Origin of the sequence: Pseudoramibacter alactolyticus ATCC 23263, from assembly GCF_000185505.1 — a bacterium.
GTDB lineage: Bacteria > Bacillota > Clostridia > Eubacteriales > Eubacteriaceae > Pseudoramibacter > Pseudoramibacter alactolyticus.
This window is the reverse complement of record NZ_GL622359.1, coordinates 2,293,843-2,308,709: the sequence shown is the minus strand read 5'-3', so window position 1 is coordinate 2,308,709 and position 14,867 is coordinate 2,293,843. Positions and strand designations below refer to the sequence as shown.

Annotated in this window: 12 protein-coding genes; 7 read left to right on the top strand and 5 right to left on the bottom strand. The window is 47.6% G+C overall.

The window, feature by feature from the left end; genetic code table 11:
- Window positions 1-100: 100 nt before the first annotated feature.
- The 5 genes from HMPREF0721_RS10965 to HMPREF0721_RS10940 all read right to left on the bottom strand — a co-directional run bounded on the left by HMPREF0721_RS10965 (window position 101) and on the right by HMPREF0721_RS10940 (window position 5,645).
- Window positions 101-2,071 (bottom strand): bifunctional 3'-5' exonuclease/DNA polymerase, encoded by a 1,971-nt coding sequence (locus HMPREF0721_RS10965; protein ID WP_006599865.1) that lies wholly within the window; start codon window positions 2,069-2,071, stop codon window positions 101-103.
- A gap of 76 nt (window positions 2,072-2,147) precedes the next feature.
- A complete protein-coding gene (locus HMPREF0721_RS10960) occupies window positions 2,148-2,897 on the bottom strand; it encodes a hypothetical protein (RefSeq protein WP_006599864.1) in 750 nt (249 codons plus the stop codon).
- Between the two features lie 76 nt (window positions 2,898-2,973).
- Entirely contained in the window at window positions 2,974-3,330 is a 357-nt protein-coding gene (locus tag HMPREF0721_RS10955) for a gp33 family protein (protein WP_006599863.1), read from the bottom strand.
- 13 nt (window positions 3,331-3,343) lie between these two features.
- The gene (locus tag HMPREF0721_RS10950; protein ID WP_006599862.1) at window positions 3,344-4,780 is read right to left on the bottom strand and encodes a DEAD/DEAH box helicase; all 1,437 of its coding nucleotides are present in this window, start codon (window positions 4,778-4,780) and stop codon (window positions 3,344-3,346) included.
- Window positions 4,781-5,099: 319 nt separating this feature from the next.
- Entirely contained in the window at window positions 5,100-5,645 is a 546-nt protein-coding gene (locus HMPREF0721_RS10940; RefSeq protein WP_006599860.1) for a hypothetical protein, read from the bottom strand.
- 397 nt (window positions 5,646-6,042) lie between these two features.
- On the opposite strand from HMPREF0721_RS10940, the gene HMPREF0721_RS10935 reads away from it, so the two are divergent.
- The 7 genes from HMPREF0721_RS10935 to HMPREF0721_RS10905 all read left to right on the top strand — a co-directional run bounded on the left by HMPREF0721_RS10935 (window position 6,043) and on the right by HMPREF0721_RS10905 (window position 14,858).
- Window positions 6,043-7,026: an ABC-three component system protein gene (locus tag HMPREF0721_RS10935; protein WP_242821898.1), complete on the top strand. Its 984-nt coding sequence runs from the start codon at window positions 6,043-6,045 to the stop codon at window positions 7,024-7,026.
- Window positions 7,010-7,465: an ABC-three component system middle component 2 gene (locus HMPREF0721_RS10930; protein WP_006599857.1), complete on the top strand. Its 456-nt coding sequence runs from the start codon at window positions 7,010-7,012 to the stop codon at window positions 7,463-7,465. Before HMPREF0721_RS10935 ends, HMPREF0721_RS10930 begins: the two co-directional genes overlap by 17 nt.
- Window positions 7,462-9,306 carry an AAA family ATPase gene (locus HMPREF0721_RS10925; protein WP_006599856.1) on the top strand — a complete coding sequence of 615 codons (1,845 nt, stop codon included), beginning with the start codon at window positions 7,462-7,464 and terminating at the stop codon, window positions 9,304-9,306. Before HMPREF0721_RS10930 ends, HMPREF0721_RS10925 begins: the two co-directional genes overlap by 4 nt.
- A 29-nt stretch (window positions 9,307-9,335) precedes the next feature.
- The gene (locus HMPREF0721_RS10920) at window positions 9,336-9,566 is read left to right on the top strand and encodes a helix-turn-helix domain-containing protein (RefSeq protein ID WP_040640090.1); all 231 of its coding nucleotides are present in this window, start codon (window positions 9,336-9,338) and stop codon (window positions 9,564-9,566) included.
- Between the two features lie 70 nt (window positions 9,567-9,636).
- Window positions 9,637-12,528 carry a hypothetical protein gene (locus HMPREF0721_RS10915; RefSeq protein WP_006599854.1) on the top strand — a complete coding sequence of 964 codons (2,892 nt, stop codon included), beginning with the start codon at window positions 9,637-9,639 and terminating at the stop codon, window positions 12,526-12,528.
- 8 nt (window positions 12,529-12,536) lie between these two features.
- The gene (locus tag HMPREF0721_RS10910; RefSeq protein WP_006599853.1) at window positions 12,537-14,369 is read left to right on the top strand and encodes a phosphoadenosine phosphosulfate reductase domain-containing protein; all 1,833 of its coding nucleotides are present in this window, start codon (window positions 12,537-12,539) and stop codon (window positions 14,367-14,369) included.
- Between the two features lie 18 nt (window positions 14,370-14,387).
- Window positions 14,388-14,858, top strand: a complete 471-nt coding sequence (locus HMPREF0721_RS10905) for a hypothetical protein (protein WP_006599852.1) — start codon at window positions 14,388-14,390, stop codon at window positions 14,856-14,858.
- Window positions 14,859-14,867 lie beyond the last annotated feature (9 nt).

Here is a 14,867-nt window from a genome sequence, read left to right as displayed (position 1 = left end):
TACCTGCGCACAGGTGCCGGAGCCTCTTCCTTCTGGATTTTCGTCAGCGCCTGAAAGGGCGTAGGGTCGACGTAGCCTTCGGAATTTCTAATGTCTATTTTCATGATGATCTACCTCCACTACGTTCCGAAGAATCGAACCCCAGCTCCTCCCATTCCTTCATGGCACCGAAGCTGTGCCCGGCGGAGGCTTCCGCGACGATGGGTACGTCAAAATCCGGATAAGGTTGCTGCTCCATGCACTTTTTCACAAACTGCTGCGCCTCAAGGAGCCGTTCCTCCGGAAGAAGGAAAACAAGCTCGTCATGGATCTGCAGGATAGGCTTCAGCCACGGTCTTTCCGGAAACCCGGCCACGATCCTTGCGCAGGCGGCCTTCAGGATATCGGCGGCTGTTCCCTGTACCGGAGTATTCAGGGCACAACGCTCGGCAAAGGAGTGCTTGCCCCAGTCGGAGGAGAGCATGTGCGGAAGATACCTTCGTCTTCCCATCCATGTCTCCGCATAGCATGTCTTGGCGGCTCTGGCCTTGGTTTCCTCCTGCCAAGTGGTGAGCCCGGAGTAGCCGGACTTCAGGTTATCGATGATCTCCTTACAGCGCTCAAAAGAAGTGTCGAGCCCGGCCTTAAAGCGCAGCGTCTTCTGCAGGCCGCGAGGGAAAAGACCATAGAACACGCCGAAGTTGCAGTTTTTGGCTATGGTGCGATGCTCCTTATAATTGGGAGCGTTCTTATCGACCGCGACTTCGAAAGGTACGCCGAATACAACAGATGTTGTTTGGGCGTGGATATCACCGCCGCTGCGATAGGTCTCCAGCATTTTCGGGTCACGGCAGTAAAATGCGCCCACGCGTAGTTCAATCTGAGAGAAGTCCAGCGACATAATGATCTGTCCCGGCGGAGCAACGATGAAGTTGCGGATGCCAATGGGATCATTGGTCTTACGGGGAGCGTTCTGCATGTTAGGGTTCCTTGCCGCCCAGCGCCCGGTATCCGTGCCAAGTGGCATGAGATCGGGATGAATCCTGCCGGTAGCAGAGTTGACATGGTCGAGATATCCGTCGATATAGGTGGATTTGAGCTTGCCCCATTTGCGGTATTCCTGAACAGCCTGAAAGAGACGGACGAGTTCCGGACGGTGCTGCGCACAGTATTCCTCCAGAAGCTGCATGGCCGCATCGTCGGCAGCCTCCTGGTTCTTTTCGGTCTTTTTCAGCACCGGGAGTCCGAGATCCTTGTACAGGTACTGCTTGAAAGCAGAGGTAGACGCATTTGCGCCGATATTGACGCCGCCGGTCAGCTCGTTGATCTCAGCCTTCAGGGCATCGACCTTGGCGACTGCCTCGGTCTGTTTCTCCAGCATGGCTTTCCGGTCAACCGGAATCCCGTTATATTTCATGCAGCCGACCATGACGGCGGTCGGGGACTCAAGCTGTTCTGTGATGATGCGGTGCGCGGGCAGGAAGCGGTCGAACCAGTTGTTGAACTTGTAATAGAGACAAAGGGTATAGTCCGAGTCGGCGCAGGCATAGCGGACGGTCTCATATTCCTGCGGGTTCATCTCATCGAAGTGCCTGCCGTCCGTAACTGAAGAAAAACTCGGCATGTCCGCACCGAAGAGCGAGGTCGCGAGCAGCTTCAGGCCGCTGTCATGGAGACCACGGAATTCCCACTTTGACTTCATCGTGAGCTGCGCGGCAGCAATGGTGTCATAACAGGGTTCCTGAACAACGATTCCCTGCTTATAAAGGAACATGGCCTCGAAGGACAGGTTATGGGCGATGCAGATCACATCATGGCTTTCGAATATGGATTCTTTCAGGAATGCCCACAAGGCATCCGGGTCTTCACAGTTCACGCCGACGCGATGAGCAAGCGGTACATAGATGGCGTCGCCTTCCGTTACAGAAAAACTGACTCCGGTGATATGTGCCTTATGGGCATCGAGGGCAGCCTTCGGTTCTTTACGGTATTCGTTATCCGGTGCTGTCTCAAAGTCAAACGCGACAGGGCTTACCCCTGCAAGGTAGCGTCTGATGGAAGGCATGTCCGTAATAGATCGGTAATTTATCATAGAAGTTCCTTTCACCGGCACAGCCCGGAAGAGAGCAGGTGCTCCCTCCGGGCAGCTGGGTTTAGATTTTCATGTTTCAGGCAAGGGGCTCGATGATCTCGCCGGTTTCCGGATCGACATTTACGGGAGCGGACTCCTGTGTGTCGTACCCGACGTTCTGACTCAGGGCTTTCACTTCATCAGAGAGGGCGGACACCAGCGCGTATTCCTCAGGCGAGAGCTTCCTGTCAAAAGAGAACTGCGCCTGCGAATAGGTGATGCCGCTTCCGGACGTGGCCTTCTTTAAAGCAAAGCGGGTCACGATGGAATTGCTCTTGTTGCCTTTTGAAAGTTGTCTCATTAGGTAACGGCTGAAATCCTTGAGGGAGCCGGTCGGCAGTGACAGGATCATCGGGAAGATTTCTCCTTCCCTCAACAGGTAGATGCGGCGGCGGTTTTTGCAGGCCTTGGAGCCGTTCTCGCCTGAGCTGAACTGGTTATACGGGCAGTTTTTGCAGCTTCCTCCGGGCGTACCTTCGCCGGTCACGCCATTCATGCTGCCGCAGTCGGGCGGGTTGGAGCCGCCGGTATAGGCATCCTTGTAATAGGCGTTCAGCGGATGATGGTACAGGATGACGGCGGAGAACTCCTTCACGGTCTCAGGCTCATTCGGGTCGTCGCCCGGAATCTCGAATACCGTGGTGCCGCCGGATGGAATCTTAATGCGTTCGAAGCTGGCGTTCAGGCCTTCAAGCTCCTCTGACAGTACAGATGCGATATCAAAATCCTTCAGTGCGAGAAAACCTGCGTTGTTAACAGTCGCGATTTCATTTTTCTTTGTGCTCATAATTCAAGTCCTCCATATCAGTGGGCTGCCTTGCGGACAGCAATCGTTGATTTTTCGAATACGTTGACGAGGCCATTCAGCCATTCCGGCAGGGCGTCGTTGTTCTCTGCATCTGTTCCTTTACAAAAGAGCTCAGGCTGTTGGCGTTCACGGTCTCATAGACAAGATCTCCGAAGCCTTCGCGGCGCAGGGCGGAGAAAAGCTCGTCCTTCACATCGGCCTTAGCGGAAGCGCGGGTCTTGGTGGTAAGGGAGAACATCACGCCTGCGTGGGTGAAGTTCTGTGTTTCTGACTCCGCCATCATCTGGCAAAGCTGGTAGTCGGCCTCTTCAATCTTTGCGTTGAGTTCCTTGACAAAGTCTTCAGCGGATTTTTTCTCGTCCCGCAGTGCTTTCAGGTGGTCTGCGAGCTCGAACATTGATGTATTGTCCATAATGCGTATCTCCTTATTTGAATGGGTTTCTGCCACGGCGGTAGTCGTCTACCAGCGTCTTCGCAAGATTTGCTTTGCTGCGGAGCGCCCGCAGAACTTTCTGGTCTACGGTGCCGTCGGCAATCAGATGAATATAAGTGCATGGATATTTCTGCCCGGCACGGTGGATTCTGGCCTTGGTCTGTTCGTAAGTACTCATGCTGTAGTCGAGCGAATAGAACACCATCGTCGATGAAGCGGTGAGCGTGATACCGAGGCCTGCCGTTGCGATCTGGCCGACAAAGACGGTCACGTCCGGGTCATTCTGGAACTGGGATATCTGTTCCTCCCGGTTCTTCACGCCGCCCATAATGAGCGAGTGGTTGATGCCCTTCTTATCAAGCAGACTGCAGATGGCATGAAGCTCCGGGACAAAGCGGGCGATGATGACCAGCTTTCTTCCTTCGTCGGCAGCGGAGTCGATAATGTCCTCAAGGACAGAGAGCTTCGCGGTCGATACCTGCTCCGGCACGTCGCTTTCGTCTCCGGAAATGAATCCGCCAGTAAGCTGTGACAGCCGCAGAAGTTTGGTCAGGATATTTGTGGTCGTGACCTCGTCCTCTTCAAGCTCCGCGAAACTGTCCTCCACGAGAGAGTAGTAGAGCTTCAAGGCGGCGGGTTCGAGCTGGATCTTCCGGATTACGTCTGTGGTTTCCGGCAAGTCGAGGCATTCAGCCTTTGTCGCCCGGTAGGCGATGCTATGCATCCGGCGAGTGAACTCGTCCTCCATCGACTTCTTCATCACAGGCGTGTAATTGCCGTATCCGGTCATGAAAAAGTAGCGGTTCCGGAAGGCGTAGAAGCTCTGGCCATAGATATTCGGGTTCAGGAACTTGTACTGGCTGAAAATGTCGATGGCCTTGTTTGTCACGGGCGTGCCGGTAAGGAGCAGACGATACTTCGCAAGCGTCCCCATGCGGTGCATGGACTTTGAAGCGGCGGTCTTATGGCTTTTCAGCTTATGGCCTTCATCAGCGATGATGAGATCCGGACGCCATCTGCAGATTTCCTGCTCCATTCGCCATGCACTTTCGTAGTTCACGACTATAATCTGAAGGCCGTCGGAACCGACAGAAGCGAGCTGCTGTTTCTTTTTGGCTCCGGTGCCTGTCAGTACAGTGAGCGTATAAGGGAAGACAGCGAATTTCTCAAATTCCTCCTGCCATACGCTGAGGATCGAGAGCGGCGCGACAATCAGTACCCGGCGGATATTTCCGCTCAAATACAGCGTCCCGGTGACGGCGATGGCCGTCAGGCTCTTGCCTGTGCCCATCTCCATCAGGAAGGCGCAGCCTCGGCTGCGTACGTTGGACAGAAGAAGCCCGAACAGCTGCAGCGCCAACTTGTATGCTTCCTGCTGGTGCCTGTATGGCGGCACCTTAATGGGCATCTGCGGTGCATCTGTCGGCATTGTGGCTTCCTCCTTTCATTTCCCTGATCTCGACCGATTCGATACTGGAGCCGGGCGATAACAGGAGCACTTCCGTTGCGTCGCCGAACAGGAACTTCAGGAGCCTTGTCGGTATGCGGCGGGTCGTGCCCTGTATGATCTCGTTAGCCCTGGTATCTGGCCTTGCTACGTTGATTCGTACAGTGTGATGCAGTCTCATGGTCTTAACCTCCAATCCTTGTAAACGAGAACTGCGCCCGGAGGTCGGGTCGGAACTTAGTGGTCTTTATCCCTTCCTCTACTAAGTTCCGAAAAACCGAACCCCCTCCGGTGCGGGAGATTATTTCTTACTGCTCTTGGCCTCCTCTGCCTCGATCAGCTTCTTCATCCGAGCCAGCATGCGGTCGCGGCGGCCACGGATGGCAGCCTCCGTCACTTTGTGTCCGGCAGCTTCCTCCTCAGAGCGGATCTGCTCGATCTGTTTCATTTCTCCGAAAATGTCGTAGAACAGGTCGATCTGCGCAGTGGTAAGCTTCTGCAACAGCTTTCTGACCAGTGCGGCACGGGGATTTTTAGGCTCGGGTTCGTCAAAGAGGATGTGCTCAGGGTTGGTGTCGTTCGTACCCAGCTGCTCCATAGGGGACGGCTGGTGCGGGTCTCCGTATTTCTCGTATTCGGCTTTTTTGGTCTCGAAGAGGACGTCTTTCTTTTCCTCTTCGTAACGATCGGTCAGGGCTTCACCGTGGCCTTCAAGAACGAAGTAGATATCCTCGGTGATCCCGTCCTGACCGATGATGGCAGGGACGTCCTCCCAGCGTTTTGTCTGTTCGTTGTACTTCTGGTAGTAGACTGGTGTTTGCTTCGCAGCATTGCGCTTTTTAGGCATTTAAAATTCCTCCGTTTCGTCGTGTCCGAAGCGGAGGAATCGTTATATGAAGAGATGTATGCACAAAAAAATCGGTGGAAGGCATACAAATCGAACGGATAACTCCGTTTCGGTTTGCATCCTTTCCACCGATGGTCAGGCTGCATTACGCATTAAAAAGATATTTGGTTGTTTCCCCACATACTGTGAGGACTATGACCTGAAAAGCCTGAAATAAATATTTGCGGAAGCGCAAATTTTATTTACTTATAGCTCGCCCCATGATATACTGTACAAAGTGGTTTGAAGGGCTTTTCCTGCCACGTCTATATTATATAACCGCTGACCAAGGAAAAGTCAGTGTTGTAGGCGCTCAGACCGGTTCCTATAAAGTTACCGCGAAGTTTCTTTTTTGGAGGTGAGCTCGTTGCGTGAGCTTGTATTTGCAACAGTGATAGCCGAAATCAAGAATGCATTTGTGGATGAGATCAACGATCCTGATCTTATCCAGCTTTTGTATGGCGGTGTTGCATATCCTCTGAACATTACGATAGGAAAGGTACAAAAGGGAGCCGCAAGTAAGATCGTGAATCGCGAACCGGGCGGCAGGCCTCTCAGGGTCATAAAAGGGCATTCACAAGATCCGGCGGTCAAAGCGTCTATAGGAACCTATTTTCAAAAGAATATCATTCGTCACTTTATGCCCGGCATGGAGGATGAGATCATTTTCCATCTGCGAGGCGTTATAAACGAAGATGTCGCGAACATTTCCGACAGCAAGCGCGATGAACTGCTGCGCCCTGGGAAAAAAGAAACGTTTGCGGAGTTCTTGGGTCAGGTCTATTTATACTCCCTGACAAGGGATAATGTTCTTACGCCGGAAGCAAAGGAAAGGATCAATACCGAGCTCGAGGAGTATAAGAAGCATCCGCTTGAAGATGCTGAAGTGCCGGAAAGCATTATCCATGAAGAACGGGCGTACACGGAGGCCTTGGCAAAAGCGTATGCTCAGGCAGAAGGTAAAGATACCTTTGATCTGGCTAATGTTGCGGCCTATCCGGATTATGAGGAGAATCTCGCTGACCAGCGCCGGTATTATTTCGCAGCTGAAGCTGTCAGGCGTGGAACACGGGATATCTATAAGAAGGAAGACCAGTTCAATGTTCTGAAAGAAGAGACATTTGAAGGCGTAAAGGAAGTATGGAGAAGAAGAGCTTATAACGGATTGGAGCGTCTGAGCAATGTTCTGATCCGCGCTGAAGAGATCAGCCCGGACAGGTGCTGGCTCTGCCGGGATACAGACTGGATAGGTATGGTGCAGAAAAAAGGAATTTGCCACTTCCTTGTGAATGACGGCAAGATCACCGGATGGACGAGGGCGGACGATGGACAAACTGTTTAACTCAACATTTGAAAATTCCCTGCGGCTCCTGATCCTTCTGGATGAATATGATATGCCGCAGACCTTGGACATGCTGTATGTCGTTGACTTTATGACTGTGTATAGTGCGACGTTCGGAATAACGGATCAGAATTTGAATGGGGACAATGAATATAAGTTCAGTGTATTCGCCTCTCATCGGGAGGGCGTTAAAGAAGCCCTGAAAGAGTTGGTGCTAGATGGAACGGCACAGGCTGTGAGCTATAAAGAAGGACTGTCATATATCATCACGCCGGAAGGTGAAGACTTCTGTGAGTCGTTGGACAGTGATTATGCGAAAGAATACAGGAAAAATGCACAGGCAGTAATAAAGGCCACTGCCAATAGATCTGAACGGACACTTATTTCCGCTGTCTATAAAATGTCAGCAAAGTCATTCCACGAGGAGGTTGCTCAATGAGTCGATTTCATATATCACAGATAGCTGCCTCGGGAGAGAATGTTGAATATTCCTCTGTGTCTTTTAAAGACGGGGTCAATTTCATAGTCGGGCCTTCAAATACAGGTAAATCTTATATCATCGGTTGCATAGATTTCTTGTTTGGCGGCAAGGAAGTTCCGTTTTCACTGGAGGATACGGGATACGACACCGTCAGCATGACATTGGAGTCAGAGGACGGGGATACGCTTACCGCCACCCGGAAAATAGAAGAAGGCGAAAACGGGGATAAAGGATCAAATACCGTTGCCGTCAGTTCTTCTCTTCCGGGCATAAAACAAGAGTATAAGGTGTCCACCTACGAATACAGTGATCTTCTTCTGAGATTGGTCTTGGGAATTGAAGAGCATACAAAAATAATCGGCACACAGGCACCCAAGGACGAGAATCTTACAATCCGCACGATTTTCCATTTCTTCTTTATCAATGAGGACAACATCTTCGGGAAACGCACTGCTTTTGATAATCCCGGCCATTCAAAGATTACAGCGAGCCTGACTTCTCTTTTGTATTTGATAAATGGCGACAACCTGCAGCGTTATCTTCCGGATGTCAGCGTTGAAGATCTGGAAAAGAGAGCTACCCGGAAAGCGGGCGTGATCAGCTATCTCAATGATAAAATTCAGGCCTTGTCTGAACAGAAGAAAAAGCTGGAAGAATCTGTGGCTGCCGAAGCCGACGTGGATGTTGAGGCAAAGATCGAAGAATTCGTAGCCGAGATCGAGAGGATCGAAAGACAGATTGTAGATGCATCCGAGGAAAGCCGAAAGCTGCTGGCGCAGATCTTTGATCTTAATGCAAAGCTTCAGGAGGCAAGATATCTCGGTGATAGGTACAAGGCACTCCGCACCCAGTACAATTCCGATATTAAACGATTGAACTTTATCGTAGAAGGGGATGAAAAAGGCAAGCTGATCAGACATAAGACGAGCTGTCCTTTCTGTGGCCATGATATGGATGAAGAAGAAGAGAGCCGTGCATCCTATGTCGATTCGGCAAAAGCTGAGCTTGCACGTATTAAGCTTCAGCTTGAGGATCTAAAGATAACCGAGGGAGACACCACTCATGAAATCAAAACGATGGAAAGCCGGCTGAAAGAACTGAATGCACAAAACAACACGATCACAAGACTGCTGAATCAGGAGCTCCGGCCTCATGCAGCCGAACTTCGCAAAGCTGTGGCCGAGTACAAGCGGATTCAACAGCTTAGGCAGGAACTGCAGTCTGTTGCATATATGTCCACAGAGCTTGGCGCGGATGTCTTTGAAAAGGAGAACGAGGAAGACGAAACAGCAACAAAGTTCGATGCTAAAAAAGTATTCGACACGAATATCTGGAAAGAGTTAAGCGACAGTATTAATCAAATGATTAAAGACTGCGCTTATACAGGCAGTCCGAATTCATACTTGAAGATAGAGACTGCTGATGTGGTGGTCGGGAAACGACATAAACGTAATCAAGGCAAAGGCTATCGTGCTTATCTGAATACTATAATGCTCTTTAATCTTATGAAGTATCTTGAAAATAAAGGAAAGTATCCCTCGCATCTGCTTGTTCTTGATTCACCGATCCTTTCATTAAAGGAGAAGAAATACAACATTGCAGAGAAGGAAAAGGCGACGGCAAGCATGAGGGAAGCCTTGATTCAGTACATTATTGATAACTGTGGGCAGAATCAGGTTATTATCGCGGAAAACAAGCTGCCGGAGAATGTCAATTATACGGATGCACATCGGATTATATTCTCGATGGAAGACGGTGACGGCTTACGTTATGGTTTCTTGAAAAGTGTGCGTAACTAATTTCTGTGATTGAAGAGGGAGAAAATAAAATGGCCAAAACAATAAGTTACGATAAACTTTGGAAGCTTCTGATTGATAAGAAAATGAATCGTACAGACCTGAAAGAAAAAAGCGGTATCAGCACGGCTTCCCTTGCAAAACTTGGGAAAGGAGAGAATCTGACGACTGGCGTTCTTTTGAAAATCTGTGATGCTTTGGACTGTGATGTTTCAGACATCATGGAGGTTGTACAAGAGGACGCTTCGGAATCTGTTGATTGAAAATCAATAGAAGTCCAATTTTAGAAACACGTGATTTGGTATTGTTTTATCGAGGAAGGAGGCAGATGGCGTGGCTATAAGAATTCCATGGGATGAGCATGAAGAAGCCATCTTGCTTCAGGCGCTGATAAACGTACTGAATCATACGATTGAAAGAAAACGCGCAATATCCGATGTTTCAAAACAGCTGCGGGAACTTGCTGCAGCTCGCGGGATTGCCATCGATGAGAAGTTCCGTAACGAGAATGGAATCACCCTTCAAATGAGCAAGTTGGAGTACGTTTTTACAGACGGAGTTTCAGGGCTGCGCGTTGAGACGGGCTGGTATTTTGATATCGTTAAGATCTATAAAGAAAGCCCTTTAAAATACCGAGAATTGTTAGAGGAGATTATGGATATGTCAGTTCCAGACAAAGCTGAGAACATGAGCTTTTCTGTTTGGATAAAAAAGAATAATCCGACACAGGCTGACGATATCCTTTCGTCGTTAAATGTAATGAGCATATTGCTGAGGAAGAACAGGACAATTCAGCCAAGTATTCTTCAGATAACTGACATAGAGGAAATCGAATCGCTGATAGGGCGGATTCGTTCAAATAAAGGAATTAACATACATTCTGGGAAAAAACGAAATGCCTATATTACAGCATTGAGTGCATATAAGGATTATCTACAGTATCTGGAAAACGGAAATACTGAAAATAAATATGATAGCACTGTTGAAGAAAGCAGGGGCCAGACGCTGGGAATAAAAGATGGCTCCTCAAATGAAACAGATGCCGGTTTAATGGAAGTCTCTTTTGCAGAAGAACGGAGCTACAGTTACACACGTCCGTCGGATTTGGAATATTCCGGTACCCACTATTCTGTAAGAAACTGGACGCAGGCATACGTTCAGCTTGTGAAGTGTCTATTCGAGGATTACCCGGATAAGATAGCATCTCTTAAAGGAAAAAGTATTCGAGGCAGAGGAAGAATCGATGTGGCAGATACATCTGGTTCTGATGCCATGCTTGATCCAAGAGAAATAGCAGAAGACTTATATCTCGAAACAAATGAAAGTGCAGATGCGATAGTCGAAAAAAGCGGCATGTTGCTGAAGCTTTGTGCCGTTGACTTTGATGATGTGAAAATCACCTATGCATCTACACAAGGTGGTAAAAGGAAAACAGAAAGTGCGCCGACTGAGACCAAACAGAAAGAATCTAAAGAACGTAAGATAGACGGCCTTTCTTTTTATGATTGGCTGGTACAGACTCAGGGAATGGCAGAGGGCACAGGACGCAGCTATGATTCTGCAATTAACACGGCAGATACCTTCGCCAGAGAAAATAATATTGGTCACGGAATGATCCGAGGAACAATGGATTTTATCATTGTGTCGGAGACGGCAGATGCCCTTTTCCAAACAGTAGAATTTATAGAACTTAATCAGCGTCAGCATAATCGTTTCCGGGCGGCTTTACGCAAGTATCTGCAATATATTCGTGGGGACAGTGCAATAGTAGATAAACGACCGTCTGTTGCTACAAAAGAGAACTTTGAGAATGTAGATTTTACTCCTTATCGAAAAATTCTTTTAGAAAAGTTCCCTAAGGGATTCAGAATTGAATCGCGGCTCGATATGGGACGTTTCCGTGCCTTCTGGAAAGATATGCATAGGTTGGAGCTCGCCGAAGATGACGAAGCCGTCCGAAAGCGTATCGCTCACATTACAGTCAGATGCCAGGATTTCGTGTATTTGCCGGAAATGATGATGGCAGAGCATACAGCACAAAGGCTTCTTGCTTATATCACTGAATGTTTTAAGGCTGGGAAGATGGCGGTCTATTTTGATGCGCTCTATAAAGAGTTTCAGCTGGAATTCATCGGAAGACGAATAAACAATCCGGAAATGCTTAAAAGTTATCTGGCCTACATGAATGACGGCCGTTATTACATAAGTAAAAACTATCTGATCGCAGATGCTCATGCCGAAGTGAATCCTACGGATGAAGTTCGTGATTATCTTATAACAGAGGGTATTCCGGTTACGGTGGAAGATTTAAAAGAAGCCTTGTCGCATATTAATGAGGCTGCTGTGTTCGGGGCAGTGGCAGGGCATAACAGCGCTGAATTTGTTCGAAACCAGAAAGGCGAATATTTTCATGCGGATATCGTTCACTTTACAAAGCAGGAAATTGACACGATCACTGAGCTGATTCAGAGCGCAATAGATGATAAGGAATATATGGGCGGCAAGGAACTGACAGATGCTGTAATTGTCAAGTTACCTGCTATCATGGAAAGATATCCATTCCTTACGTGGCTTGGTTTGCGGGGCGTCATTGCATATAAGCTGCAGGATGTATTTTCTTTCAGAGGAAAGATTATCAGCGCTTATGGGCAGGACTTGTCAATGTCAGATGTATTTGCACACTTTGCAGCGACACGGGATCATTTCACGTTGGAAAAGCTGAACTCGTTGAAGAGGGATCTGGACACCCCGATTTATTTTGATTCAGTATATGCAAATTCTCTTCGGATCAACAAAGACGAGTTTGTCTCCCGCGATCAGGTGTCGTTTGATACAGAGGCGACCGATGCTGCGATCAGTCGCTTTTGCACCGGTGACTACATTGCTTTAAAGGAAATCAGTTTTTTCGGCTCATTCCCAGATGCAGGATTTCCTTGGAATGGATTCTTGCTGGAGCATTATGTGGCAGACTTCAGCAAAAAATTCAAACTGCTGCATATCGGCTTTACTGCCGGTACACCTGTTGGAGCTATCGTCAAAAGAAGCTCTCGATTTGATGATTTTGACGAACTGGTTAGCGCGGAATTGGCTGTCAGTAAAATCCCTCTCAACAGAGAAAACGCCCTGCAGTATCTGGTCGACATCGGTCTGCTTGCCCGCAGAAATTACAGAGGGATCGAACAGACTTTGTCTAGAGCAAAACTGCAGAGGTCAAAGAAAGGATAATAGACGCCATGTACGCATACACTTACGATGAACAGACAGGAGGCTTGCTGCTGACCAGCTCACCGCTGGCCTTCAGCAAAGAGCCACGTCCTGTTTACTATAAAGAGCTGGACATACTCGGATTTGATCGTTACTGGAATTATGCCAAGAACGATGCTTATCCTTATATGTGGGCTGAGGCAAATAATTATTATTATCGAGGCCGGAAAGTCGCACAGACAAAAGGAGGATCATGCTATACTGCGCCGGAAATTTCTATTCTTGAAGAACCTGAACCGAACGGAGAACCACTTCGATTTATTGATATCCCTGCGATGGTGGAGAAGAACAGAGGGATACTTGAGGGGTTGGCTCAGGATACTATTAAAGAAGCGTATAACACTTATCGAAAATATAAGAATAAAGCCGACGTGTTTTATGTTGCATTCTCAGGAGGTAAAGATAGCATCGTAACATTAGATATTGTTCAGAGAGCACTTCCGCACAATGCCTTTAAGGTGTTATTTGGGGATACGGGTATGGAATTTCCGGACACCTACGATGTTGTGAAAAAGGTAAAGGAATACTGCGCTGAGCAAGATATAGATTTTATCCAAGCAAAATCTGAATACGATCCTGAATATACATGGTCAATGTTTGGGCCTCCTGCCACAGTGACGAGGTGGTGTTGCAGCGTTCATAAGACAGCGCCACAAGTGCTTGCATTACGGAATCAGACTGGAAAATCAGATTTCACAGGGATGGCTTTTATTGGTATACGTGCCAGTGAAAGCTTGGCCAGAAGTGAATATGACTATATTAGTCTCGGCGAAAAGCATAAAGGTCAATATAGTTGTAATCCTATATTGGAATGGAATTCAGCTGAATTATATCTGTACATCTATTCTGAGAATCTGCTGTTGAATGAAGCTTATAAAAAGGGACATAGAAGAGCCGGGTGTCTGGTGTGTCCAAGGGCAGCTGAGCGAAATGACTTTATGAGCCATGCTTGGTATCCTGAAGAATTTGATAAGTTCATTCGGATAATTGAAAAAATGTACCAGAAAGGCTTTACGACCGACGAAGCACTAAAAAAGTTCGTTGAAAATGGAGGGTGGAAGGCTCGCAAGAACGGGAGAGATTTACCAATTGAAATTGGATATTCAGAATCTAAAACTCGCGGAAAACAAATTCTTACCATTGATTCACCAAGAACTGATTGGAAAGAATGGATAAAAACGGTCGGTGTTTTGCTTAATGATTCTTCACCCTATACGATTCTGTTCCGCAGCAAAGAGCATCAGTTTGTACTTACAGAGACAGAGAGAGGTTATAGAGTATTCATAGATGAGGAACTTGCAAAATCAGACCCTCTGTTCGTAAAACTGCTGAAAAATGTATTTCGTAAGGCTGCTTGCTGTATCAACTGCCGTGAATGTGAAGCGGACTGCCATAATGGTTGTATTTCTATGAAAAATGGTCAAGTAAGCATAAGTGATAGATGCATCCATTGCTCAGAATGTCATAAAGTCGATAAAGGATGTTTGATATATAAATCGTTGGAAATGCCAAAAGGAGGACTGATTATGTCAGCAAATAAGAGCTTAAATTGCTACTCGCACCATGCGCCTAAAATGGAGTGGTTTACGCAGTATTTTAATTACAAAAACGATTTCGATCAGAAGCATTCCCTTGGCTCTCAGATGTATAGCTTTTTTAAGCGTTTTCTTAGAGATGCTGAATTGTTGGATGAGAGTGGGTTTAGCCATACAGCTGAAGTGATAGACAAGATCAGTCTTGATAATCTCTCGAGCTGGGGAATCATGCTGGTAAATCTTTCATATACTCCGCAAATCAACTAGTATGTGAAACGGTTGAATATGTTTGAGACATACAACAAGGAATATGCATTATCACTCTTAGTCAATGATGGAGCAAAAGAAAGCTGGGTTAATGATATCTGGAGCTCATTCGGAAGATTTGTAGAGCTTCCGTTTAATGAAGTTGGCATGGGGCATTCCGATAAAGAAAAGAGGCATGTTATTTCAATAACTCGTACACCTTGGCAGAATCCAGATCCCCGTGTCATCCTTTATTCGCTGTATAAATTTGCAGAAGGCTGTGGCGGTTATTACCAGTTTACACTGGGGAGGCTTCTGAATCACGAGATTGACAGTGATGGTGTGAGCCCGACGGAAATCTTCGGGATCGATCGAGACCAGATGGAGAAACTCCTGACCGGACTTTCCGTAAACTATCCGGAATTCATAAATGCGTCGTTTACGCTTGATCTTGATAATATTACACTCCGCAGCGAGAAGACCTCGCAGGACGTGTTGACACTTTTTTAAGGAGGCATA